The organism is Rhodoferax sp. OV413 (assembly GCF_900104385.1).
GTDB lineage: Bacteria > Pseudomonadota > Gammaproteobacteria > Burkholderiales > Burkholderiaceae_C > Rhodoferax_B.
Genome location: NZ_FNJA01000004.1, coordinates 94,022 through 118,277, shown reverse-complemented (window position 1 = coordinate 118,277; position 24,256 = coordinate 94,022). Strand labels below are relative to the sequence as shown.

General features: G+C 65.9%; 24 protein-coding genes. 10 read left to right on the top strand and 14 right to left on the bottom strand.

Going from position 1 to position 24,256, the window contains the following annotated elements; translation table 11 throughout:
* Positions 1-28: 28 nt before the first annotated feature.
* Genes BLT66_RS15065 through BLT66_RS15050 form a run of 4 tightly spaced genes read right to left on the bottom strand, consistent with a single transcriptional unit; the run spans position 29 to position 3,664 of the window.
* Positions 29-808 (bottom strand): SDR family NAD(P)-dependent oxidoreductase, encoded by a 780-nt coding sequence (locus tag BLT66_RS15065; RefSeq protein WP_092758552.1) that lies wholly within the window; start codon positions 806-808, stop codon positions 29-31.
* On the bottom strand, positions 805-1,830 hold the full coding sequence (gene pdxA / locus BLT66_RS15060; RefSeq protein WP_092758551.1) for a 4-hydroxythreonine-4-phosphate dehydrogenase PdxA: 1,026 nt from the start codon (positions 1,828-1,830) through the stop codon (positions 805-807). Before pdxA ends, BLT66_RS15065 begins: the two co-directional genes overlap by 4 nt.
* Positions 1,827-2,858, bottom strand: a complete 1,032-nt coding sequence (locus BLT66_RS15055; RefSeq protein WP_092758550.1) for a four-carbon acid sugar kinase family protein — start codon at positions 2,856-2,858, stop codon at positions 1,827-1,829. Before BLT66_RS15055 ends, pdxA begins: the two co-directional genes overlap by 4 nt.
* Positions 2,855-3,664, bottom strand: coding sequence for a DeoR/GlpR family DNA-binding transcription regulator (locus tag BLT66_RS15050; protein WP_092758549.1), 810 nt, complete (start codon positions 3,662-3,664; stop codon positions 2,855-2,857). The genes BLT66_RS15055 and BLT66_RS15050 overlap by 4 nt, the downstream gene beginning before the upstream one ends.
* A gap of 149 nt (positions 3,665-3,813) precedes the next feature.
* On the opposite strand from BLT66_RS15050, the gene BLT66_RS15045 reads away from it, so the two are divergent.
* Entirely contained in the window at positions 3,814-4,806 is a 993-nt protein-coding gene (locus BLT66_RS15045; protein ID WP_092758548.1) for a Bug family tripartite tricarboxylate transporter substrate binding protein, read from the top strand.
* A 4-nt stretch (positions 4,807-4,810) separates the two neighbouring features.
* On the opposite strand, the gene BLT66_RS15040 is transcribed toward BLT66_RS15045, so the two are convergent.
* Genes BLT66_RS15040 through BLT66_RS15030 form a run of 3 tightly spaced genes read right to left on the bottom strand, consistent with a single transcriptional unit; the run spans position 4,811 to position 9,793 of the window.
* On the bottom strand, positions 4,811-5,545 hold the full coding sequence (locus BLT66_RS15040) for an amino acid ABC transporter ATP-binding protein (RefSeq protein ID WP_092758547.1): 735 nt from the start codon (positions 5,543-5,545) through the stop codon (positions 4,811-4,813).
* Positions 5,546-5,586: 41 nt separating this feature from the next.
* The gene (locus BLT66_RS15035; protein ID WP_369821605.1) at positions 5,587-6,846 is read right to left on the bottom strand and encodes a M20/M25/M40 family metallo-hydrolase; all 1,260 of its coding nucleotides are present in this window, start codon (positions 6,844-6,846) and stop codon (positions 5,587-5,589) included.
* 4 nt (positions 6,847-6,850) lie between these two features.
* On the bottom strand, positions 6,851-9,793 hold the full coding sequence (locus BLT66_RS15030; protein WP_092758545.1) for an FAD-dependent oxidoreductase: 2,943 nt from the start codon (positions 9,791-9,793) through the stop codon (positions 6,851-6,853).
* Positions 9,794-9,910: 117 nt separating this feature from the next.
* Here BLT66_RS15030 and dapA point away from each other — a divergent pair, with 117 nt between their 5' ends.
* Genes dapA through BLT66_RS15005 form a run of 5 tightly spaced genes read left to right on the top strand, consistent with a single transcriptional unit; the run spans position 9,911 to position 14,675 of the window.
* On the top strand, positions 9,911-10,807 hold the full coding sequence (dapA, locus tag BLT66_RS15025; RefSeq protein WP_092758544.1) for a 4-hydroxy-tetrahydrodipicolinate synthase: 897 nt from the start codon (positions 9,911-9,913) through the stop codon (positions 10,805-10,807).
* Between the two features lie 58 nt (positions 10,808-10,865).
* Entirely contained in the window at positions 10,866-11,699 is an 834-nt protein-coding gene (locus BLT66_RS15020) for an ABC transporter substrate-binding protein (protein ID WP_255406925.1), read from the top strand.
* Positions 11,700-11,736: 37 nt separating this feature from the next.
* Positions 11,737-12,462, top strand: coding sequence for an amino acid ABC transporter permease (locus tag BLT66_RS15015; protein ID WP_092758543.1), 726 nt, complete (start codon positions 11,737-11,739; stop codon positions 12,460-12,462).
* 27 nt (positions 12,463-12,489) lie between these two features.
* Entirely contained in the window at positions 12,490-13,944 is a 1,455-nt protein-coding gene (hydA, locus tag BLT66_RS15010; protein WP_092759156.1) for a dihydropyrimidinase, read from the top strand.
* 47 nt (positions 13,945-13,991) lie between these two features.
* Positions 13,992-14,675, top strand: a complete 684-nt coding sequence (locus tag BLT66_RS15005; protein ID WP_092758542.1) for a GntR family transcriptional regulator — start codon at positions 13,992-13,994, stop codon at positions 14,673-14,675.
* Between the two features lie 45 nt (positions 14,676-14,720).
* Here BLT66_RS15005 and BLT66_RS15000 read toward each other — a convergent pair whose 3' ends face one another.
* Positions 14,721-15,686, bottom strand: coding sequence for an AEC family transporter (locus BLT66_RS15000; RefSeq protein ID WP_092758541.1), 966 nt, complete (start codon positions 15,684-15,686; stop codon positions 14,721-14,723).
* A gap of 179 nt (positions 15,687-15,865) precedes the next feature.
* Here BLT66_RS15000 and BLT66_RS14995 point away from each other — a divergent pair, with 179 nt between their 5' ends.
* Genes BLT66_RS14995 through BLT66_RS14985 form a run of 3 tightly spaced genes read left to right on the top strand, consistent with a single transcriptional unit; the run spans position 15,866 to position 17,456 of the window.
* A complete protein-coding gene (locus BLT66_RS14995; protein ID WP_092758540.1) occupies positions 15,866-16,210 on the top strand; it encodes an ArsR/SmtB family transcription factor in 345 nt (114 codons plus the stop codon).
* Positions 16,197-16,673 carry an SRPBCC family protein gene (locus tag BLT66_RS14990; RefSeq protein WP_092758539.1) on the top strand — a complete coding sequence of 159 codons (477 nt, stop codon included), beginning with the start codon at positions 16,197-16,199 and terminating at the stop codon, positions 16,671-16,673. Before BLT66_RS14995 ends, BLT66_RS14990 begins: the two co-directional genes overlap by 14 nt.
* A gap of 30 nt (positions 16,674-16,703) precedes the next feature.
* A complete protein-coding gene (locus BLT66_RS14985) occupies positions 16,704-17,456 on the top strand; it encodes a dienelactone hydrolase family protein (protein ID WP_092758538.1) in 753 nt (250 codons plus the stop codon).
* Positions 17,457-17,464: 8 nt separating this feature from the next.
* Here BLT66_RS14985 and BLT66_RS14980 read toward each other — a convergent pair whose 3' ends face one another.
* From BLT66_RS14980 to BLT66_RS14960, 5 genes are all read right to left on the bottom strand, one after another.
* Positions 17,465-18,193 carry a class I SAM-dependent methyltransferase gene (locus BLT66_RS14980; protein ID WP_092758537.1) on the bottom strand — a complete coding sequence of 243 codons (729 nt, stop codon included), beginning with the start codon at positions 18,191-18,193 and terminating at the stop codon, positions 17,465-17,467.
* Positions 18,194-18,231: 38 nt separating this feature from the next.
* Complete coding sequence (locus BLT66_RS14975) at positions 18,232-18,441, bottom strand: DUF6434 domain-containing protein (RefSeq protein WP_092758536.1); 210 nt, start codon at positions 18,439-18,441, stop codon at positions 18,232-18,234.
* Positions 18,442-18,467: 26 nt separating this feature from the next.
* Positions 18,468-20,459, bottom strand: coding sequence for a patatin-like phospholipase domain-containing protein (locus BLT66_RS14970; RefSeq protein WP_092758535.1), 1,992 nt, complete (start codon positions 20,457-20,459; stop codon positions 18,468-18,470).
* A gap of 106 nt (positions 20,460-20,565) precedes the next feature.
* The gene (locus BLT66_RS14965) at positions 20,566-21,789 is read right to left on the bottom strand and encodes an MFS transporter (RefSeq protein WP_092758534.1); all 1,224 of its coding nucleotides are present in this window, start codon (positions 21,787-21,789) and stop codon (positions 20,566-20,568) included.
* A 67-nt stretch (positions 21,790-21,856) separates the two neighbouring features.
* Positions 21,857-22,672, bottom strand: coding sequence for an SDR family NAD(P)-dependent oxidoreductase (locus BLT66_RS14960; protein WP_092758533.1), 816 nt, complete (start codon positions 22,670-22,672; stop codon positions 21,857-21,859).
* 109 nt (positions 22,673-22,781) lie between these two features.
* Between BLT66_RS14960 and BLT66_RS14955 the strand changes: the two genes are divergently transcribed.
* Entirely contained in the window at positions 22,782-23,360 is a 579-nt protein-coding gene (locus tag BLT66_RS14955) for a TetR/AcrR family transcriptional regulator (protein ID WP_092758532.1), read from the top strand.
* Here the strand turns inward: BLT66_RS14955 and BLT66_RS14950 are convergent.
* Positions 23,357-24,253, bottom strand: coding sequence for a glycosyltransferase family 2 protein (locus BLT66_RS14950; RefSeq protein ID WP_092758531.1), 897 nt, complete (start codon positions 24,251-24,253; stop codon positions 23,357-23,359). The two genes, BLT66_RS14955 and BLT66_RS14950, sit on opposite strands and share 4 nt — an antisense overlap.
* Positions 24,254-24,256 lie beyond the last annotated feature (3 nt).

Here is a 24,256-nt window from a genome sequence, read left to right as displayed (position 1 = left end):
GGCATGGCCCCTGGCGCTGGGCCACGGGTCACGGCATCAACTGCCCGCCGTTGACCTCGATGATCTGGCCGGTGATGTAACCCGACAGGGTGTCGTCGGCCAGGAACAGGTAGGCGCCCACGCAGTCGTCCGGCGTGCCGGTGCGGCCCATGGGGATGCTTTTGCGCGCGCCTTCCAGCTGTTCGGGCGTGGAGTTGCGCGCATGGAAGTCGGTGAGGATCACGCCCGGCGCCACGCCGTTTACGCGCACGCCAAACGGCGCCATCTCGCGTGCAAACACCCGGGTCATGGTGCTGACGAAAGCCTTGGCCGAGCCATACAGGCCCACGCCTTCGCCGCCGCCGGTGCGGGCGGCGATGGAGGTGGTGTTGACCATGCTGCCGCGGCCGGCCGCGCGCATCACCGGCGCCGCGGCGCGGCAGATGGCGAAGGCGGCGTGCACGTTCAGGCCCATCACGCGGTCGTAGTCTTCGTCGGTGGCCAGGGCCAGTGGGCGCCGGCCGAACATGTCGCCGGCGTTGCTGATCAGCACATCCAGGCCGCCGAACGCGCCCACGGTTTGCTCCACCAGGGTGTTGGCCACCGCGCGGTCCTGCAGGTCGCCACCCAGCGTGGTGGCGGTGCCGCCGGCGGCGCGGATGGCGGCGGCCACGGTTTCGGCGCCGTCGCGGTTGCGCGAGTAATGCACGGCCACCTGCGCGCCCTTGGCGCCGAAGGCCAGGGCCACGGCCGCGCCTATGCCCGAGCCGCCGCCGGTCACCAGCACGCTGCGGCCGGCGAATTGCAGGGATTGTGAAAAGTCGGTCATGCCAAGGTCTCCAGGGGTTGTTGTTGGGTGCGGCGTAATCCTTCGACCAGGGTCATGGCGTACTGGGCGGCGTCGACCATGCTGTCGGCGCTGGCGATGCCTTTGCCGGCAATGTCAAAGGCCGTGCCGTGGTCTACCGAGGTGCGCAGAATCGGCAGGCCCAAGGTGATGTTCACGCCGCTGACGGCGTTCCAGGCCCCGGTAGCCGGGTCGATGGAAAAGCCCAGCAGCTTCACCGGAATATGGCCCTGGTCGTGGAACATGGCCACCACCGCGTCGAACTGGCCGGCACGCAGCTTGATGAACACCGTGTCGCCCGCCCAAGGGCCGGTGACCTTGTGGCCGGCGGCCGCGTATTCGGCGACGATGGGGGCGATGATTTCGCCGTCTTCCTTGCCCAAAATGCCGCCTTCGCCGGCGTGCGGGTTCAGGCCCGCCACGGCGATGCGTGGGCTTTCGATGCCAAGTGCACGCAGCGCGTTCAAGGTCACGTCCAGCACCCGGCGCAGACGCACGGGTGTCAGGCGTTTCGGCACTTCGGACAAGGGGCAGTGGGTCGACACATGGCTGACGCGCATGCCGCCGTGGGCCAGCATCATCACGCCGTCGCGCATGCCGGTCAGGTGGGCCAGCATTTCGGTATGGCCTTCGAACGGATAGCCGGCCAGGTGCAGTGCCTCCTTGCACAGCGGCGCGGTGACGATGGCGTCGATCTTGCCGGCCTGGGTCAGCTGCACCGCGCGTTCCACCGCCAGGTACGACCACTTACCGGCGGCGGCCGACACCTGGCCCACCGGCATGGGGCCGTCTACCGGGCCCACGTCGACCATGTGCAGCGGCGCCGCATCCAGCTGCAGCAACTGGGTGGCGCGCTGCAGGGCAGCAGCGCAGCCGAATACCTGCAGCTCGACCCGGCCTTGCTGCACCAGGTCGCGCATCTGGTGCGCGGCCTTGACGATGATCTCGGGGCCTATGCCGGCCGGGTCGCCCATGGTCAGGGCCAGGCGTATGGGTTTGCTCATGGGGTGGTTTCCTTTTCGGTCAAGCTGGCAAGTAGGGCGGATAAATCGTCCGGCGCGCCAAAGGCGCCGGAGCGGGAGTACACAGTGGCGCCGTGCCACAGGCCGCCTTGCAGCTGGGCCCGGCCCCAGCCGGGGCGCGGGCTGGCGCTGGCATGCAGGCCCAGCGCGCCAGCGGCCTGGCAAAGGGCCAGCAGGCTGTCGCCGCCGACCACTACCAGGTTGTCGGGGCAGGGCAGGGCGTGCACCAGGGCCTGGCTGCGCTGCTGCAGCTGGGCCTGGGCCTCTGCGGCAGACAGGGGCTGGGGGCTGGCCAGGTCGTGCAGCGCGGCGCTGCTGATGGCTGCCAGTTGCGCGCGCAGCACCGGGTGTCGGCTGGCGGTGACGATATGCGTCAGACCCGGGCGCGGCGCGGCGGCTGCCGCGGGTGCGCAGCCCCATTGCCGTGCCAGTGCCCAAGCCAGGCCGGCGCTGCCGCACCACAGCCAATCGGGGGCCTGCTGGCTATGCTGGGCGAGCCGGGCCAGGTCGGCATCGGTGCGCACATCGGGCACCAGCAGGCCGCCGGCGCTGAAGTCGTCACCTAGGCGCACCGGCACGCCCAGGGCAGCAAACGCTTCGCGCACCGCGATGGCGTTATGCGCTAGGCCGGGCTGGTGTGGCGTACCCACCCAGTGCTGGCCGTTGCGGGTAAACCGGCCCTGTGCGGGGAAGGCCGGGGCGAACACCACACCCGCAAAGCCGCCGTGCTGCAGCAGCCAGGCGACTTCGGCAAAGCTGTTGCCGCGCAGCAGGCTGTCGACCTTTTTGAACGCGCCATGGCCGGGCTGGGCCAGCCAGGGCAGGCAGGCCTGCAGCCTGCCGGGCAGGGCGTCTGCAGGCAGATCGCGGCTGCCGGTGGCCCAGGCCTGGACCGGGGTACTGGATGCAGTGGGCTGCAGAAACACCGGCACTTCCTGCGCACCGCAAAAGGCCGCCGCCGTGTCCAGTGCGCCGGTCAGGTCGTCTGCCAGGATGCGCCAATGCTTCATGCCACCGATACCTGGGTCAGCTTCAGCCCGGCTTTTGCCAGTGCCTCCGCTTCCACGGTGGGCAGGCCGGTATCGGTGATCACGGCGTCGAACTCGGCCAGCGCGCAGATGCCCATGAAGGCGCGCGGGCGGAACTTGGAGCTGTCGACCAGCAGGCGCTTGCTGTGGGCGGCCTGCATCAGCGCGCGCTTCACCGCGGCGACCTCGGGTTCGGTTTCCGACAGCATGCCGTCGGTGACCGCATGCGCGCCCATCAGCAGCACGTCGGCGCGGATGTGGCGGGCGCCACTCACCACCTCGTCGCCCATCAAGGTATTGCTGCCCGCGCGCAGCACGCCGCCCAGCACATGCACGCGGATCTGCGGGCTGCTGCCCAGCAGTTGGGCGATGGCCAGGTCGTTGGTCACGGCGACCAGGGGGATGCGGCGCTCCAGCACGGCGCGGGCGGCTTCCATTACCGTCGTGCCGCTGTCGAAGATCACGCTCTGGCCGGGTTCCAGCTCGGCTGCCGCGGCATAGCCAATGGCGCGCTTTTCACGTGGCGACAGCTCGGCTGCGGCCACCGGGTCGGGCTCAAAAGTGCTGTAGTGCTGCTGGCGCAGTAGCGCGCCGCCGTGGGTGCGGTCCAGCACGCCATCGGCTTCCAGCGCATCCAGGTCGCGGCGAAGGGTGGAGACCGACGCGTCCATGGCCTGGGCCAGTTGCTGCAGGGTCACCGCGCCATGGCGGCGCAAAAAGTCCACGATGCGGTCGCGCCGCTGGCTGGGCAGCAGGGTGACGATGGCGAGTGCTTGGGGGCTGGTCATGGTAGCTTTTGATAGGGTATTCACCAATGAATGGGTGAATGATGGAAATTTATCTTGATTGTATTTGGTAGATTGTGAAAGAATTTGAAGCATGTTGCAAGATGGCCGTTTGCAACAGACCAAAAACCTACACACCGGAGACAACGCCCATGTTTGCAAACCGTATCCCTTCCCGCCGCACCGTACTCACTGCGGTCGCCCTGGCTGCCGCCGCCTGCCTGCCCGCTCTGGCCCAGGCGCAGGCCTACCCGAACAAACCGGTGACCCTGATCGTGCCGTACCCGGCGGGCGGTGCCAACGATGCGGTGGGTCGTTTGATCGGCCAGAAGCTGGCCGAGACCCTGGGCCAGCCGGTGGTGATCGACAACCGTCCAGGTGCCGGCACCACCATTGGCGCGGCGCTGGCGGCCCGCGCGCCGGCCGACGGCTACACCATCTTGCTGGGTTCGCTGGCCAGCAATGCCGTCAGCCCGCACCTAATCGCCAACCCCGGCTACGACGCGCTGAAAGACTTTGCGCCCATCGGCCTGATCGGCGTGGCCCCCATCGTCGCCACGGTGAACAAGGAGTCGCCCTACACCAGCCTGAAGTCGCTGGTAGACGAGGCCAAGAAGCACCCGGGCGATGTGATGTACGGATCGGCCGGCAATGGCTCGCCGCTGCATCTGGCGGGCGAGCTGTTTTCGCAGGCCGCCGGGGTGAACGTCACGCATGTGCCCTACAAGGGCGGCAATGCGCACACCATGGACCTGATCGGCGGCCGCCTGGCGGTGATTTTTGACACCACCACCGCCGCCATGCCGATGATCAAGGGCGACAAGATCCGCGCGATTGCCGTGTCCTCACCGACCCGCTTGCCCGATCTGCCCAACGTGCCGACCTTTGCCGAAGCCGGCTACCCCGGCTTCGAGGTGCAGGCCTGGTACGCGCTGTACGCCCCGGCCAAAACCCCGGCCGACGTGCTGGCCCGCCTGAGCGCCGACCTGGGCAAGGTGATGGCCATGCCCGAGGTAGACAGCAAGCTCAAGTCCCTGGCGGTGAAGCCGGCTTACGGCTCGGCACAGGAGCTGGGCGCCTTCACCCAGACCGAGTTCGCCAAGTACGGCAAGGTGATCAAGACCGCCAATATCAAGGCTGATTGAGATTTCAGTGTTGAAGAATCTTGGATAGAAACTGCTGTGCCCGTTCGCTGCGGGCGTGGGGGCTGCCAAAGAACGACTCCTTGTCGCAGTCCTCCACAATCGCGCCGCGGTCCATGAAGATGACGCGGTGCGCCACCTTGCGTGCAAAGCCCATTTCGTGGGTCACGCACATCATGGTCATGCCATCGCGGGCTAGCTGCACCATCACGTCGAGTACTTCGTTGACCATCTCGGGGTCCAGCGCCGAGGTGGGTTCATCAAACAGCATGGCAATCGGGTCCATGGCCAGGGCCCGGGCAATCGCCACCCGTTGCTGCTGACCACCCGAGAGCTGGGCCGGATATTTGTGCGCATGGGCCGACAGGCCGACGCGCTCCAGCAAGCCCAGGGCCTTGTGCCGGGCTTCGCTCTGGCTGCGTTTGAGCACCCGGATCTGCGGCAAGGTGAGGTTCTCGGTGATCGACAGGTGCGGGAACAGCTCGAAATGCTGGAACACCATGCCGACGCGCGAGCGCAGCTGGTTGAGGTTGATCTTCGGATCGGTGACCGACATACCGTCCACCACGATGTCGCCTTGCTGGATCGACTCTAGCGCATTGACGCACTTGATGAGGGTGGATTTGCCCGAGCCCGACGGGCCGCACACCACCACCACTTCGCCCTTGCGGATCTGGGTGCTGCAGTCGGTCAGCACCTGGAAGCTGCCATACCATTTGCTGACATTGTTGATGTTGATCATTTGAGTACCTTTTGTGCGGTTGAGTGGCTTGCGGTGCGGCTTCAGCCGGTCAGCAGTTCTAGCAGGACGTTGGCCACCACCTGCGTGGCCTGCTGCAGTTCCAGCAGCGGCACCCGCTCATCGGCGCGGTGGCCGTTGGCCGCCAGTAGCGTGGCCGGGCCGGCGCCGTACATCACGGTGGGAATGCCGGCTTCGCAGTAGAGCCGGGCATCGGTGTACAGCGGCACGCCTATCGGTGTCACCGGTGTGCCCAGCACGGCGCTGCCTTCGCGGCAAACCAGATCGGTGAGGGCCTGCGCGCCGGCCACGGGTTTGAACGGCCGGGCCAGCAGGATTTGCGTGACCTCGACCTGGATGCCGGCGAGCAGGCGTACCGATGCGGCAATCACCTCGCGCAGCTCGGCTTCGACCTGCTCCGGCACTTCCTCGGGAACGATACGGCGGTCTATGCGCAGGGTCAGCGTATCGGCTACGACATTGGTATTTATTCCGCCCTTGACCAGCCCGACCACCAGAGTGGGGTGTGTGATGCCGGGGGTGCTGGACGGGCGATCGGCCAGGCTGTCGCGGTAGCGGTAGAGCGCAGCCAGCAGCGGCACACTGGCCTCGATGGCGTCGTGCCCGGTTTCGGGCCAGGCGGCGTGGGCGGACCGGCCGCGCAGGGTGATTTCCAGGTGCAGGCAGCCGTTGTGCGCGGTCACCACATGGTGCGAGAAGGCCGCCGACAGCACGTAGTCGGGCTTGGACAGGCCTTGCTGCAGTATCCAGTGCGGGCCGGTCATGCCGCCGGTTTCTTCGTCGTAGGTGAAGTGCAGCTCCACCTGGCCCTTGAGTGCCACGCCGGAGAGGGATTTCAGCGCGCGCAAGGCGTAGGCGTAGGTGGTGAAGTCCGACTTGGACACGGCTGCGCCGCGGCCATACAGCCAGCCGTCGCGGACCTCACCGCTGTAGGGGCTGGCGCTCCAGCCCTCGCCAGGTGGGACTACATCGCCATGGGCGTTCATGGCTATTACTGGGCCGCCGTCGCCAAACTTTTCGCGCACGATCAGATTGGTGACGCTGTGCATGCCGTGCTGCTGCGCCAGGGCCTGTGGCACCACGTGCTGCTCCACCGCAAAGCCCATCTCGGTGAGCCACTGCGCCGTGACCAGCGCATGCGGTGTGCAGTCGCCGGGCGGGTTGTCGGACGGACATTGCACCAGGCGGGCGAGGGCGTGGACCTGTTCGTCAAAATGCTGCTCTATGAAGCCACGCATGGCGTCTTTGGCGGATGCTGGGGTCTGGTTTGTCATGCTTGTCATGGGCTTAGTTGAAACGTTCGATGCGATAGGGTTGGATGTCGATGTCGGTACGCCCGCGTACCAGCAGGTCGGTCACCAGGCTGGCGGTGATCGGTGCCAGCGTGTAGCCGTTCGAGGTGACGGCGTTGAAGAAACCCGGCACGCCGGGTACCTCGCCCAGGATGGGGGCGCCGTCGATATTGACATTCATGCCGGCCCAGCAGCGCACCATATGCAGGCCGGACAGGGCGGGCAGTACCTGGTTGGCCACCCACAGATTGCCTTCGATGCTGCTGCGCTCGGCGTGGTTCAGGCGCATGCTGGCGTCAAACGCCGCGGACCAGCCGCCGCCGATGATGAGTCCGCCGGTGGCCGCCTGCTTCATGCTGAGGTGGCGGTCGGCGTGGGCAATCAGGTGACTGACCAAGGGCGGTGCCGGCTCGGTCACGATCATCTGCAGCGGCGCGCCTTTGACCGGCACTTTGACCCCCAGCATCGTACCCACGGCACTGGACCAGGCGCCGCTGGCGTTGACGATGCGGCCGGCGCGTATCGTGCCGCGCGAGGTGTGCACGCTGAAGCCCGCGCCATCGCCGACGTGGCGCTCGATCCGCTCCACGTTGCAGCCGCGGAGGAAGCGGGCGCCGCGCTGCATCGCCTGGGCTGCCACCGCATAGGTGGCGCGCAAGGGGTTGATCTTGCCTTCCATCGGGCACCATTCGGCGCCCAGTAGGTTAGGCGACAAGGCCGGGGACAGGCGGCGCAGCTCGTGGCCGTCCACCACATGGGCTTCTATGCCGTGGCTGCGCTCCAGCGCCGCCTTGGCTTGTAGGAACGCCATGCCTTGGGCGCTGTCGGCCACCATTAGGCCGCCGGTGATCTTGACTTCCAGGTCTTCGCCGCAGTCTTCCTGGATCTGCTGCCACAGCTGGACCGACAGCGGCCCCAGCGGCAGGGTGGCGGCGGCCGGGCCACCGCCTTCCTGTGCCTTGGCGCCAAAGTCGAACGAGAGCAGTTGCACGTGCAGGCTGCCCGCGTTGGCGCCGGAGGCCTGCAGGTTAAGGTCGTCGCGGTCCACCACCAGTACATCTTGGCCTGCGCGTGCCAGAAAGTAGGCGAGGTTGGCCCCCAGCACACCGCCGCCAACCACCAGTACATCGGTTTTTTGCTCCGCCAGCGGTGCGGCTTCTACAGGACGGGCCAGATTGGGCGTAATGGCCGGGCGGTGGCCTCCCCATTCCGGCTTTTCGAAGCCCAGGGCACCCGCAGGCACGGGCCGGGTCGGTGCGCGCGGGGCAAAGTACTGTTCCACGCTGTGGGGCCGGCCGGTGATTTCGTGCACCAGGCGCGCCGCCACGTTGGCGCAGTAGCGGCCCTGGCACCGGCCCATGCCCAGGCGGGTATTGCGCTTGATGGCGGCCAGGGTGTCGCGGCCTGCCGCAATCTGGGCGCGCACCGAGCCAAATGTGATGTCTTCGCAGCGGCATAGCAAGGTCTCGTCGGGCACCTGCTGTAGGTTGACCGGCGGCGCCTGGTAGAGCGACCAGATTGCGCGCTGGAAGTCCAATGCCCGGTGCAGCGTCTGCAGGCTGTTTGCTGGCGTGGCATGGCCTAACTGGCGTGCAGCGGCGCATCCTGCCAGGCTACCGCGCGCCAGCGCTACGCGCGAACCACCCAGGTCGGCACCGTCGCCCACCACAAACACACCGGGGATGCTGGTACGCCCGTCGTCATCGGTCACCGTGGCCAGGTAGCCCAGGTGGCGTGCGACAAACTGGTGCTGGCAGCCCAGCATGCGCGCAAGTTCGGTGTTGGGAATAAAGCCGTAGCCCACGCACAGGGCGTCGGCCTTGAATAGCTGTTCGCTGCCGGCTACGGCCTGGCCCTGCGCATCGAGCCGTGCCACCTGCACGCTGTGCAGGCTGTCCTGGCCCCGGGCCGCGACCACCGCGTGGCCCCATAGCACCGGAACGCCATGGCGGCGCAGTAGCGCCAGGTAGCGGGCACCGTCTAGTAGCAAGTCCGGCCCGGTGCGGCCGGCCCGCAGTAGCTCGCGCCATTGCGACAGGCCCGGCTTGGGGGCGCTTTCCAGCACGGCCAGCACCTCTACACCCCCTGTGAGCAATTCGGCCGCAAGTTGCAGGTTCAAGGGGCCGTTGCCGGCGATGACTACGCGCTGGCCAGGCGCTACACGGTAGGCGCGGGCCAGGGTCTGGCCCGCGCCGGTTGTCATCACACCCGGCAAGGTCCAGCCTGGAAAGGACACGGGCCGCTCATACGCACCCGGCGCAATCACCAGCTGTTTGCAATGGAACACGGTGGCGCGGCCTTCGATGAGTACGCCCACCTCGTTGGCCGAGAACGCAGCCCATACCTGGGTACTTTGCCGGATATCCACCCCGACCGCCTGCGCCTCACGGGTCAGCGCAATACCACCGGCGAACTGCTTATCAGACGGTTGGTTGGCTTGGTGCGAGGGCGCCAGCGGCTTGTAAAACTGCCCACCCGTCTGCAGCCGCTCGTCCAGCACGGTGACGCTGGCACCGCTTTTGCGTGCCGCGATGGCGGCAGACAAGCCTGCGGGGCCGGCGCCAATGACCAGTACATCCACCGCTATGGTGGTCGGCTCTGCATCTGGTGGCGGTGCCAGCGGTTGCAGTTGGAGGTTGATTTGTGTGACTGGATACGGGGCGGATTGCACGACTTGGCCGGTTTGCACCTTGGTCATGCAGGCGCGCTGGCTGGCCAGGCCGTCCACGGTGACCAGGCATTCATGGCAGGCCCCCATGCCGCAGTAGAGGCCGCGCCGCTGGCCATCTCGGGTGTGGCGCAGGGCCTGGATACCGCTGGCGGCCAGCGCGGCGGCAATGGTTTCGCCCTCCAAGGCCGGCACAGCCTGGCCGTCGTAACTGAAGTGCAGGGGCGTGCCTGTACAAGGTATCAGGGGGTGGGTGAGGTGCGCCGCCATGGTGGACGAATATTTGTAAATCGGCTTGATTTGCTGAAACGTATACGTATACTACACGTATACATTAAGAAAGCAAGTCGTAAAACACTGCTTTCCACACCAGAAGCGAAGCCAAATATGCGCAAATTCCGTGGTACCTACACCGTTCTGATCACCCCTTTGACGGCGGACGGCAAGCATGTCGATGTGCCCGCCCTGCAGCGGCTGGTGGACTGGCAGATAGAGCAGGGCATCCATGGGCTGATTCCCTTGGGCAGCACCGGCGAATTTCTGTCGCTGACGCCGGATGAGCGCCAACTGGTCATTGATACCTGCATCAAGACCGCGAACAAGCGGGTGCCGGTGCTGATCGGTACCGGCGCGGAGTGGACCGATGAATGCGTCCGTCTCAGCAAGGAGGCGCAGGAGATGGGCGCCGACGGCGTGATGGTCATTCCGCCTTTCTATTCGTGCCCTACAGAAGACGAGCTGTTCGCGCACTACCGCAAGGTGGGCGAGGCGATCAGCATTCCCATCATGCTGTACAACAATCCGGCCACCGCCAATGTGGACCTGACGCCTCCCATCGTGGCGCGCTTGTCGCAGATCGACAACTGCTGCTACATCAAGGAGTCCACGCTGGAAGTCACCCGCGTGCGCGACATCATCGACCTGTGCGGCGACCGCATGACGGTGTTTGCCGGCATTCTGGGCTACGAGTCATTCTGGCTGGGCGCCCAGGGCTGGGTGGCGGTGTGCTCCAACTTGATTCCACACATGTCAGCCCGTTTGTTCGAGCTGGTGGCCGACGAAAAAGACATGGACCAGGCCCTGGCCCTGTACAAAAAAATGCTGCCCATCGTGAAGTGGGTCGGCGGCCACCGCTATGTGGCCGCCTCGAAAGACGCGCTGGACATGATGGGTCTGCCAGTGGGCAAACCGCGTGCGCCGCGCTTGCCCCTGCCTGCAGCCGACGCGGCCGAGCTGCGCAGCGCGCTCGACAAGCTGGGCCTGCTGAACTCGATTTCCCGTTGAACTTCTGCCAGATCTCGCCTTGCCTCCACCTCCTCCAACCGCTACCAAAGGAACCACCATGATGAAGTTTTCGTTTGCCCTTGTTTCCATCGCCGCCATCTTGGGGGCCACCCAGGCCCAGGCGCAGGCACAGGACTGTAAATACAGCGTCCCGGAGTCGCAGCTGGTGAAGAAAGGTACCTTGACCATGTCGGTCAACCCTACGCTGCCGCCCCTGCAGTATGTGGACCAGACCGGCACGCTCAAGGGCATGCGGGTGGAGCTGGGCGAAGAGATCGCCAAGCGCCTGTGTCTCAAGCCGGAATACGTGCGCATCGAGTTCTCGGCCATGGTGCCCGGGCTGCAGGCCGGGCGCTGGGACATGATCAACACCGGCATTTTCTACACCGATGAGCGCGCCAAGCTGATGCAGATGCTGGCCTACGAAGACCAGGCCATCAGCATCTCCACCGCCAAGGGCAACCCCGGCAAGATCAGCAAGCTGGAAGACCTGGCGGGCAAAACCATTGGCGTGGAGCTCGGCGGCTTCGAGGAGCGCAAGACCCGCGAACTCGACAAGCAGCTGACCGACAAGGGCTTGAAGGGTATGAATATCCGTACCTTCGAGAACTTTGCCATGTCCTTCCAGTCGCTGCGCGCAGGCCAGGTCGAGGTGGCGCTGTCGATCGACTCCACCGGTGCCGAATACCAGAAGCGCGGCGATTTCGAACGGGTGCTATCGGGCCTGTTTCCCACCCCCGTGGCGGTCGCGCTGAAGAACAAGCCGCTGGCCGACACCATTGCCAAGGTGCTGAACGATATGCGCGCCGATGGCAGCTTTCAGAAACTGTTCACTAGCTACGGCGTGAAGCCGATCGACGGCGCCATCGTCGTCAAAGGCCCGGCGACCTAAGTAGAAATTAACGGCACATTCCCCAAGGAGAAATGCAATGGGACAAGGCTGGAGCTGGTCGGGTTTTTGGGAATATCTGTTAAACCCGTTCATCCTGGGGGGCGTGGTAACCACCGTCTGGCTGACACTGGCGGCGATTGTCGGGGGGCTGGTGCTGGGCTGCTTGCTTGCCCTGGCCCGGCTGTCCAAGAGCCGCTGGCTGAACGCGCCCGCGCACTTCTACATCTGGCTGTTTCGCGGTACGCCGCTGATGGTTCAGCTGATCATCATCTACACCGGGCTGCCGCAGCTGGGCCTGAAGTTTTCGGTGATCGAGTCCGCGCTGCTGGGCCTGATCCTGAACGAGGCCGCCTACCTGGCCGAGATTGTGCGGGGCGGCATCCAGTCGGTTCCCGTCGGTCAGACCAACGCCGCCCGGGCCATGGGCTTCACCGGCGCCCAGACCCTGCGCGACATCATCATGCCGCAAGCCATGCGCCTGATCGTGCCAACCCTGGGCAACAGCATCAACGGTTTGCTGAAGACCACCTCGGTGACCTCGGTGATCTCGATGGAAGAGCTGCTGCGTCGCACCCAGGTGCTGATCCAGGAGAAGTTCATGGTGCTGGAGCTGTTCCTGGTCGCAGCGCTGTACTACCTGCTGCTCACCTCGATATGGGACTTTGTGCAGCGCCGCATCGAGGCCTATTACGGCCGTGCCTACGGCAACGCCAGCGAAGGGCAGGCGCCAATACGCGCCGCCGAGATGATGGAACAACGCTAGCCAACATCAGCAACAGGAGACTTGCACGTGGACACTTACGACCTGATCGTTAAAAACGCCGACATCGCCACCTCGGGCGACCGCTACCAGGCCGACATCGGCATACGCGACGGGCGCATCGTCGCCATCGCCAAAGACCTGTCCGGCGAGGCCGGCGAGGTGATCGATGCCCTGGGGCGTCTGGTCACCCCCGGTGGCGTGGATGGCCATGTGCACCTGGACCAGCCCACCAGCGACGGTGCGGTGTTTTCTGACGACTTCTTCACCGGCACCCGGTCGGCGGCCTGCGGCGGCACCACCACCGTGATTCCGTTTGCGGCACAGCAAAAAGGCCATTCCTTGCAGGAGGCTGTGGACGACTACCACCGCCGCGCGGATGGCAAGGCGGTGATCGACTATGCCTTCCATTTGATCGTGTCGGACGCCACCCACACGGTCACGCGCGAAGAGCTGCCCAGGCTGATCGGCCAGGGCTACACCTCGCTCAAGATCTACATGACCTACGATGACCTGAAGCTGGACGACCGGCAGATCATCGAGGTGCTGGCCACGGCCCGCCAGCATGGGGCGATGACCATGGTTCATGCCGAGAACAGCGACTGCATCGGTTGGTTGACTGAGCATCTATTGGCCGCCGGGCTGGCCGCGCCCAGCTACCACGGCAACTCACGGCCCATGGTCGTGGAGCGGGAGGCGACACACCGTGCCATCGCCTTGTCCGAGCTGGTGGACACGCCGATCCTGATCGTCCACGTGTCGGGCCAGGAGGCGGTCGAGCAAATCCACTGGGCGCGCGGCCGCGGCCTGCCGATTTATGCCGAGACCTGCCCACAGTATCTGTTCCTGAGTGCCGACGACTTGCAGCCCCAGGGGGATGACCACGCCCACGGCATGCGCTGTATCTGCAGCCCGCCGCCGCGCGACAAGGGCAACCAGCAGGTGATCTGGAACGGCCTGGCCAATGGCCTGTTCACCATCGTCTCGTCCGACCACGCGCCCTTCAACTACTACGGCCCGCAGGGCAAACGCCTGGCCGGGGAGCAGGCGCCGTTCAACCAGGTGCCCAATGGCATCCCGGGGGTAGAGACCCGACTGCCCCTGCTGCTGAGCGAGGGTGTGCTGGGCGGGCGTATCGACATCCACCGCTTTGTCGAGCTCACCTCCACCAACCCGGCCCGGCTGTACGGCCTGTATCCCAAGAAGGGCACGATTGCCGTGGGCAGCGACGCTGACCTGGTGGTCTGGAACATGTTCGAGCCAGGGCAAGAACAGGTTCTGACCCACGCGATGCTGCACAGCGCCTGCGACTACACGCCTTACGAAGGCCAGAACCTGCGCTGCTGGCCGGCGCTGACGCTGTCGCGCGGGCGTATGGTGTGGCGTGATGGCGTGTTCATGGCCCAGGCGGGTGACGGCCAATTTCAGCCTTGCTTGCGGCCCCGCGAGCCAGTCGCCGGCAGCCCGTTGGCAAAATGGCTGTGAGGAGATAATCCCGGCGACACAGCCACCAACCATAAGGTATCCCCAACATGTCGAGCGTTCTGGAATCGCCCACCGCCATGCCCCCGCTAGGAGCACTGGAAGTGCGCTCGGCCAGCCTGTCCGAGCAGGCTTACATCCGCATGCGCGAGCTGATCCTGGACCGGAAAATCTCCGCCGGCAGCACGCTGCTGGAGGGGAAGATTGCCGACGAATTGGGCATCTCCCGAACCCCCATGCGGGAGGCTCTGGGGCGGCTGGCCGGAGAAGGCCTGTTGGTGCGGCGCGATGCGCGCTCGTATTCGGTGCGCAGCGTGGGCACCAAGGAATATTTCGACTCCATGCGCACCCGCGAGTTGCTGGAGTGCGAGGCGATTGCCCTGGCCATCAACCGCATCGACGAGGCGGACCTGGTGAGTCTGGCTGCAGAGGTGGATGCGCTCAATGGAGGCCAGCATACGGAAACCGAGCACTGGCATTTCGACGACCGTTTTCACCTTTTTATTGCACAGGCCAGCGGTAACGTCGTGCTGCCGCGGCTGATCCAGCAGTTGCGCGATGACTCACGCCTGTTCCGCCTGCACAGTCCGCTGCACCGCCAGAAAGAAAACCACCACGAACATGGCGAAATCATTTACGCCCTGCGCAAGAAGGACGTAGAGGGCGCCAAGGGTGCCATGCGGGCCCATTTGCGCAGCCTGCAGAATGACGTTCAGCGCGTCATCATGGGCTGAGACGCCGCTCCCCAAAGCCGGCAACAGCAGGCTTCACTGGTTTCGCTAGACCATCCACCGCACAGCTGCGGAAAACGTCACAAACGCGGCTGCTGTGGTCACCAGGATGATGCGGGCGATGCGGCCGTTGTCCGCGCCGAAGCGCTCGGCCAGCAGGGTTACATTGCTGGCACTGGGCAGCGCGGCCACCAGCACCAGCACCTTGAAGGCAAACGGGTCCAGCGGCACGCCGCAGCGTATCGCCAGCGACCCCGCGCACCACACCAGCAACGGGTGGATGAACAGCTTGACCCCTGCCACCGGGAGGTAGTCGCGCAGCAGCGGCGTGTGGGCATGGCCGCGCGCGCTGAGCATGTGCGAGCGCGCCAGCACCGCACCGATGGTGAACAGTGCCACCGGCGAGGCCGCATCGGCCAGCAGGCCCATGGTTTGCATCACTGGGCCGGGTAGCCGCAGCTGCGCGGCTGAGGCCACACCGCCCAGCACGATGGCCCAGGGCATGGGGTTGCGAAGCACGCCTTGCAGTGCCTGCCGCGCCGCATGGCCTACGCCGTGGGTGCCGGCGCCGTCCAGCCGCGACAGCGCAATGCACAGCGAGGTGGTGACCACCATGTCCACCACGATGGCCACAATCGCCGGCCCCGCCGCCTGTGCGCCCAGCAACGCCACCAGCAGCGGCACGCCCATGAAGCCGGTATTCGGAAACGCCGCCACCAGCGCTCCGAACGCTGCATCGTTCCAGCCTATGCGCGCATTGCGGCTGAGTAAAACCGTGGCTGCCACGATGGCCAGGCCGCACAGCAGGTAGGTGAAGAAGGCGCTGCCGTCCAGCAATTGCGCCAGCGGCGTGCTGGCGCCAAACCGGTACAGCATGCAGGGTAGGGCGAAGAACAGCACAAAGCCGTTCATGCCCGGTATGGCTTCCAGCGGCAGCATGCGCCGGCGGGCGGCGATGTAGCCGGCCAGCACAAGCGCGAAGAAGGGGAAGGTGACGGCGAGGATATGGAGCACGGGCCGTATTGTGCTTGAGCCCGCTGGTAGGCTGGTTGCTATTTATTCTGTAGCTGGTAGCGCAGATTAAATAAGCGCTGCAGGCCTAAAACATATAAATTTCTGGGTGAGGCAGCTGCCAGCACGTCGGTGATTGCAATATTTGACATGCAAGTAAATGCTTGCCTATAATGCACTCCATGGAAGCAAGGCCCTCGGAGTTGGACAAGGTATTCAAGGCGCTGGCCGACCCAGGGCGCAGGCGTCTGCTGGACCAGCTGCACCAGGACAACGGCCAGACGCTGTCGGCGCTGTGCGAGCACATGGACATGACGCGCCAGGCCGTGACGCAGCACTTGCAGCTGCTGGAGGACGCGAACCTGGTTGCCGTCGTCTGGCAAGGGCGGGAGAAGCTGCACTACCTGAACCCGGTGCCGCTGCATGAGATCCATGCGCGCTGGATTTCAAAGTTCGAGCGCAAGCGCCTCGGCGTGCTGCGCGATCTGAAGCTGAAACTAGAAGGAGATGGCGATGAAAAAACCTGACTACGTCTATGTGACCTACATTGCAACCACGCCCGAAAAACTGTGGCAGGCCTTGGTCGACGTCGACCTGATGCGCGAATGGTGGGTCGATCCGCAGGCCGGCTGTTCGCGGGTGAATGTGTCCGACTGGCAGCCCGGCTCCCGCTGGGCGCACCAGCGTGCCGACGGCACGGACACGGTCGACATCGTGGGCAAGGTGATCGAGAGCACACCGTCGCGCCGTCTGGCTTTTACCTGGGCCCGGCCGGACGATGCCGACAACGACGCCAAGCATTCGCGGGTAGCCTTCGACATCGAAGTCTATGGCGACGGCCTGGTGCGCCTGACGGTCACGCATGACGAGCTGGCGAGCGACCCGGACATGCTGGCCGGCATCTCGGGCGGTTGGCCCAAGGTGTTGTCGAACCTCAAGACCTTCCTGGAGACCGGCCACGCGCTGCCCCATACCCCCGCGGCACACTAGCCCAACTGCATTCCATCGGAACCTGACACCATGCAAATCCAAGCCCACGAAGTCGATCTGCCCACGCCCACCGGGGCGATGCGCTGCTATGTGTACCGCCCCAAGGACACGGGCTCCAACCCGCCCAAGAAATTTCCGGCGATCATTCTGTATTCGGAGATTTTTCAGCAGACCGGGCCGATCCGGCGCAGCGCGCAGATCATGGCAGGGCATGGCTTCATCGTCATCGTGCCCGAGGTCTTCCATGAGCTGAATCCGTTCGGCACCGTGTTGGGCTACGACGACGCCGGCCGTGACAAAGGCAATGCCGACAAAGTCGCCAAGACCCTGGAAGCCCACGACAGCGACGCCGAGGCCATCATCCAATACGCCGCCACCTTGAGCGACTATTCGGGCCGGATCGGCGCCATGGGTTTCTGCCTGGGCGGTGGGCTGGCGTACCGGGCGGCGCTCAACCCCGCCATTGCGGCTACCTCCTGCTTTTACGCCACCGACATCCATTCGGGCATGGTGCCGTCGCAGCCCGGCAACAGCAGCCTGGAGCGTACCGGTGAGATCCGCGGCGAGCTGCAAATGGTCTGGGGCAAGCAAGACCCGCACATCCCCGCCGAAGGTAGGGCGCTGGTGTACAAGACCCTGGTGGACGAGGCGGTCAACTTCACCTGGCACGAGTTCAACGGCGTGCACGCCTTCATGCGCGACGAGGGTGAGCGCTACGATGCCGAATTGCAGCTGCTCGGCTACCAGCTGGCGATTGGCATGTTCCGGCGCGTGTTGTATTGAGTGTGTTGCTACCGCCTTGCGCGGACCAGCAGCATCATCGGCCGCTCTCGTTCCTGCGCAAGCGCCGGTTGTGCCAGCACCTGTTCCGGGCTGGGCGCCCATTCCTCCACATGCTGGATGCTGAACCCCGTGCGCACCAGCATGTTCAGCAGCGTGCCCAGCATGCGGTGCTGCTTGACGACGCCGTCGGTAAACCAGTGGGTGCTGCGCGGGCCTTCCATCTGGTAGCTGTCCACCGGCCAGGTCTTGCGGCCTTGCGCGTCCGTGACCCAGCCTGCCTTGCGAGAGGCCATGAAGATAGGGTGCTCCACCGAGAACACCAGGCTGGCCCCCGGCAACAGCGCGCGGTGCACGGTGCTCAGCAGGTCGGGCAGGTTTTCGATGTAGTGCAAGGCGAGCGAGCTGTAGGCGAAGTCGAAAGCTGCCTCTGGCAGCGCCAGTACTTCGAGGTCGGCCCGGGTGTAGGTGATAGCCGTATCCGAGGTCAGGCTGCTCGCACGGTCGAGCATGCGTTCCGACACGTCGAGGCCGAGCACGGACTGGGCTCCCTGCGTGCGCGCCCAGCGGCAGAACCAACCAAAACCGCAGCCCAGGTCGACGATGCGCAGCCCTTGCAATGGCGGAAGCATTGCGCGCAATGCAGGCCATTCTGGTGCGCCGTCCAGGCCGTGGACCGAGCGCGGCAACTGCTCATAGCCGTCGAAGAATGCGGGGGTGTCGTAGATGTTTTGTGCCATGGGCAATTGCTGCTTTCTCAATGCGTGTGGTTCAGCGCTTAGCCGCCATGCCGCCGCAGCCATTCGTCGGCCACCTCGCCCATGTTCTTGGGCGTGCCGTTGCGGATCCAGGCCATGAAGTCGCGGTCGAACTTAAAGCCCTCGCCGCAAGCGAGTAACAGGAAGCGGCGCACGTTCTGGGTGTTCTTGTAGGCCGGGTCGACCCTGGTGTGCCGGCTGATGGTGCCGCCGTGCCAATCGAAGTGCATTGCATGGTCCTCTGTGTGCGGGCGGGCTAGATGCGCGGCCGCAGTTTTACCTCGGGCAGGGGCCGGGGCGCGCCGGTGGCCGGGTCGACCTGGTTCACGCCGTTGCCGGCGGGTTGGCGCGCCTGCACCGTGGCTTCGATGTGCCGGGCCATGGCCAGCATCTGCCCGAACATCCATTTCGCCAGGCCCGCCTGGCTGGTGTGCCGGCCTTGGGCGTCGAGCTTGTCTACCGAGGGGCGGCCGTTCCAGGGGTAGGAGCCGTCGCCGCGGACGCCGGGTTCGAAGAAGCGCTCGTAGGGCATGGCGTCGGCCTCCATGCGGTCGCGCGCGTGGTGTAGCGACTGTAGGGTTTCGGCGGTGGCGGCCAGCAGCAGGCGCAGGCGGATGCGCTGGTGGTTTTCCCAGTTCATCTCGGTCTCTACCGGGGCGCCGGGCGACAGCGCCGGGTCGCCAAAGCGGCGCACAAATTCCTTGCCCGCGTAGCGGCCGTATTCGGTGAGTTGGCCTATCAGGCGCTGCGGCATGTTCAGGTTCAGCCCGCCTTCGGCGCCGGTCAGGCGCACCAGGCCGATGCGGTCGCGGTAACCGGGCAGGTGTGACAAGGCTTCGTGGTTCCAGTCCTTGGCTACGCCGGCGATGGCGCCCAGAAAGCCGCCGATCCGGCCCAGGCCGCTGTGGGCGATGTGCCGGCGGTAGACCAGCACGCCACCGGAGTTGCCCTTGGGGAAGTACACGCGCGGGTCGGCGTCGGCATCTGCCACGCCCAGGTCCAGGCCGAAGGTCGGCCGCGTGGGGATGGGGCTGTCGAAGAAGTGGATCGGAAAGTTCGAGCCTATGCCGCCGTCGGTAAACCAGCAGCGGTGCGGCGTGCCCTCGGGGTCGCCGGCCTTGAAATCGAACGCGTACAGCGGGATGGCGCTGAGCAGAATGGGAAAGCTCAGGCTCATGCGCACCGCCACCACCACCGGCAAGTCCTGCGGATCGGGCAGGCGCCGCAGGCCGGAAAAGTCGGCCTTGGCGAACTTCTTGGGGTTGGCTTCGTCGGCGCTCAGCGGGCGCTGGTGGGCCACCATCCAGTCCACCACTTCCTTGGGGAAAAGTGCGCGGAATTCGTGCTCCGCGTAGTAGAACTGGCGGTTTTCCTTGACCACGTCGTCGTGCCGGAATGGCAGGCGGAATGGCCGGCCCATGGTCAGGCAGGTGGTCATCATCTGCAGGTCGATGCCATGTGCCTGCAGGTCGCCGAAGGTCAGGGGTTTGTTGCGGTCCACCGGCAGCGCGTGCTGCTGGCGTAGCAGCTGTTCGCCCGACAGGCGGTCGTAGAACGCGGCCAGCCAGACGGTCAGCGCCTCGCCGGGTTGGCGTTGGCCGTTGGGCATGCCCGAGCACATGCCGAAGCGGTTGTCGGGAATCACGCAGAACAGGTCGTAAGCCAGGCGCAGGCCGGCGCCCAGGGTTGCACATACCGCGCCCAGGGCCAGCGCGGTCAGCAGCACCGGCCAGCTGCTATTGCTCCACAGCGCGAGGCTGCCGACCAGGAAGCCGGCCAGGGCCGGCAGGCGGTAGTTCCACAGCAGGCCCAGCCACACCGCCCACACCAGCTGCATGCCTTTGTGGCCGAGCACGCCGGTTAGCAGGCGGAACACGGCGCTGGCCCCGCGCTGCGGCTGGAACAAGGCCAGCAGCTTGGTGCCGCCACCGCGGGCAGCGTCTTGGCCCAGATGGGCGGGTAGCTCGGCCAGCTCGGCAAAGCCGTCGTGCGTGCTGGGCAACTGGCCGCTGTGGGCGCGCTGCCGGCCGACCTCGGCCGCGGCTGCGGCCGCAGCGGCGATGGCCCCGGCGCTGGTGCCGCCAATGCTGCGCAGCCGGAATGCCTTGCTGATCTCGACGATGGCCAGCGGGTAGATCACGCCGCTGGTGATGCCGCCCTTCATCACCAGGTCGCACTCGCGCACGAAGTAGTGGGGGTGCGGTTCTGTGGAGAGTGGTGGCGGCAGCGGCAATGCATTCGGCTTCATGCGGTCCTAACAAGGTATGCGGAACCCCGCATTCTTGCCGACGCCCGGGCTGGATCGCCGCCGTGGCCGGCTTAGCTCCCCAAAATGGTGGACGCGCGGTCGCGCATCAAGCCAGGGCCAGGCGCGGCATGCGGGCTTCCTTGATCGGCAGGTGCAGCAGGGCCGCGCCCACGGCCAGCGCAATGTCCAGCAGCCACATGGCGTCGTAGTTGCCGGTGGCCTCGAACACCTTGCCACCCAGCCAGGCGCCCAGGAAGCCGCCGATCTGGTGGGTCAGCATGACCATGCCGAACAAGGTGGCCATGTGGGCCGTGCCGAAGAACTTGGCGACCAGGCCGGCGGTGGGCGGCACGGTGGACAGAAAAGTCAGGCCCATCACGGCGGCAAATACCAGCATCACCGGACCGGTCTTGGGCGCCAACACAAACAGCGTAATCGCCAGTGCCCGCACCGCGTACAGCAGCGACAGCAGCGACTTCATGCGCCAGCGGCCCACAGCCCAGCCCATGGCCAGGCTGCCGACGATATTGAACAGGCCCAGCACCGCCAGCGACCAGCCTGCGTACTGCAGCGGCAGGCCGCAGGCCGCTACTACGCCCGGCAGATGCGTGGCCAGAAAGGCCACATGGAAGCCGCAGACAAAGAAGCCGGTAGCCAGCAGCAGATAGCCGGGGTGGGCTAGCGCGCTGCGGATCGCCTGGCCGGTGGGGATGGGCGGGGCCGCGCTGGCGGCACGGCTTTGTGCGGCATTGCCCTTGAGCAGAAACGCGGCGGGCAACGCCAGCAAGACCAGCAGGCCCAGCACCTGCATCGCATTCGCCCAGCCTATGCCCAGCATCAGCGCACTGGCCAGCGGCGCCATCAGGAACTGGCCGAACGAGCCGCCCGCATTGACGATGCCGGTGGCCATGCCGCGCTTGTCGGCGGGCATGAGACGGGCGGTGGCCGACATCAGCACCGCCGGACCGGCCATGCCCGCGCCGCCTGCGGCCAGCACGCCGATGGCGAAGACCAGACCGGCGGTGCTGGTCATGTAGGGCGTGATGAAGGTGCCCAGCGCCACCAGTGCCACGCCGGTACACAGTACGCGGCCGGTGCCTACCTTTTCGGCCATGGCGCCAGCGAAGGGCTGCGTCAGGCCCCACCAGAGCTGGCCAAAGGCAAACGCCAGGCTGATGCTGCCCACACCCAGGCCGGTGGCGGTGTTCAGCGGGCTCATGAACAAGCCCATGGTCTGGCGCGTGCCCATGGTCAGGGCAAAGGTGCCGGCCGAGGCCAGCAGCACCAGCCACAGGGCGTACTGGCGGTTGGAGGGCGCGGTGGATGTCATGGGCAGTCCTGGCTAAATTTATAAGAAATCGGCCGCCAGCGCATATTCCACCAGCGGGAGTAGCTATCTAAACAGTAGCGACTGCGTTCAGATAACGCTGCGCTGGCTGGCTGCGCGACAGATTCGGCTGCAGCTTGGCGCGGGCGTTGCCCAGGGCCTGCCAGTCGGCTGCGTCGGGCAGCGAGGGGATGGTGACCAGCTCGTGCTGGTCCATGCCCACCAGGGCGGCGTCGACCATGGCGCCAGCATCCATCACCATTTCGGGCGGCAGCTGGGCCAGTTCCATTCCGCTGCGTTCCCATATCTCGGTACGCGTTACGCCGGGCAGTACCGCCTGCACCTGCACGCCGCTGGGGCCGGCTTCGGCATGCAGGCTTTGCGACAGGCTGAGCACATAGGCCTTGGTGGCGCTGTAGCTGGCGTTGAAGCTCTCGGGGAACAGGGCGACCACGGAGGCGATGTTCACCAGGATGCCGCGGCCGCGCGGCACAAAGCTGGCCAGGGCGGCGGCGGCCAGGCGGGTCAGGGTGACCACGTTGAGCTGCACCATGGCGTCCACGCTGTCGATGTCGGACTCGGCCAGCTTGCCGTTGCTGGCGATGCCGGCGTTGTTGACCAGCAGGGTAATAGTGGCATCGCTGCGCAGGCGCTGCTCGATGCGGGCCACATCGGCCTTGGCTGTGAGGTCGGCCGGCAGCACTTCGACTTGCACGCCAAAAGCACTGCGCAGCCGGGCGGCCAGGGCCTCCAGCCGCGACTGGTCGCGCGCCACCAGCAGCAGGTTGTAGCCGCGCTGGGCCAGGCGGTCGGCATAGACTGCACCAATGCCGCTGGAGGCGCCGGTAACGAGTGCGGTGCCGAGGGTGGTGTTCAGGGATGTCATGTGTGTGCTCCGGGTGGTTGGGTTTTTAGATGACGATCATCATGATTGAATTATATGTCGATCATCATTTAAAATGCAAGCAACAGCATTTCCACACCGAGGTAGCACCATGAAAGTCAGCCGCGAACAAGCCAACGAGAACCGTGAACGGGTGCTGCAGGTAGCCGCAAAGTTGTTCCGCGAGCGGGGTTTTGACGGGGTGGGCCTGGCCGACATCATGAAATCCGCCGGGCTGACCCACGGCGGCTTCTACGGCCAGTTCGCCTCGAAGGAAGACCTGATGGCCCAGGCCAGCACGCGGGCCTTCGACGGCGGTGTTGCCTGGTGGAACCAGCTGGCGGCGGACACGCCGGACCAGCCGTTGCAGGCGGTGACCAGCCGCTTCCTGTCCACCTCCCACCGCGACCAGCCGGGCAAGGGCTGCTGGGTTGCGGCCCTGGGCTCCGAGGTGGCGCGCCAGCCACCGTCGGTGCGCCACGCGCTGACCGAGGGCATCACGGCGATGGCCGGGCTATTGATGCAGTGGATGCCTGGCCGCTCCAAGGCCGCCAAGCGCGAGAAAGCGTTTGCCGCCTATGCCAGCATGGTGGGCGGCCTGGTGCTGGCGCGCGCGGTGGACGACGCAGCGCTGTCCGAAGAAATTTTACAGGCCGTGGCGCACAGCCTGCCCAAGGGCGCAGCCGCCTAGGCGACGAGCTCGCCTTTCGCCGCCGCCTTGGCGCGCACGCCGCGCACTCTTTGCACCGCCCACAGGCGCAGCGGCGAAGTCCAGCCCACCCATTTCAGCCGCGATGGCGGCCGGGCGCGCATGTAGAGCTGTTCTATCTCGGGCGGCAGGGCCTCGGGCGGATAGTGCCAAAGCCAGCCCAGCACGATCTCGAACTGCACGCCGCGCAATGCGTAGCGCCACAGCCGGCGCAGATAAACCCGGTAGTCCGCGGGCCGCCACGGGCTCAGCGAGCGGAAGGCAAAACCGGCCTGCCGTGCAAACACTACGCGCTGGCCGGCTGCGGGGTCGATTGCCAGCGGCTGCAGATCACTTTTAGCCAACACCGACACCAGCCAGTCCTCGCCAATCAGGCCTTGGGGCAGGCGAATCGCGCGCTGGCGGATGCGTTCCACAAATTGCCCAGGCAGCGCATACAGCCCGCCGGCTAGAGTGCCGTTGGACAGCATGCGGGCGCTCCAGGCCTCGCGGTCGCGGCCGGTGCTGGGCAGTGCGCCGGCGGCGTTGGCACTTGGCACCTCGGCCAGGGCCGCGGCCAGCGCAGGCAATGCCCCGGGTTCGACTTGCACATCGCCGTCGACGAAGACATGCATGTCCGCAGCGATAGCCAGGGTGTGGACGTAGTAATTCCAGGCATTGGCCTTGTCGCCCAAGGCGATCTCGACCACCCGCAGGCGCGGCGATGCCAGGGCCATTTCGCGCACGATGGCGGCCGTGCGGTCGCGGCAGCCATTGGCCAGCACCACCACGTCCAGCGCGGCACCGTCGGCGGCCGCGGCGATGCTGTTCAGTGTGGCGGCGATGCGCTTCGCCTCGTTGTGGGCGAATACCGCGACGGACCAGGTGGCGGCCATGCG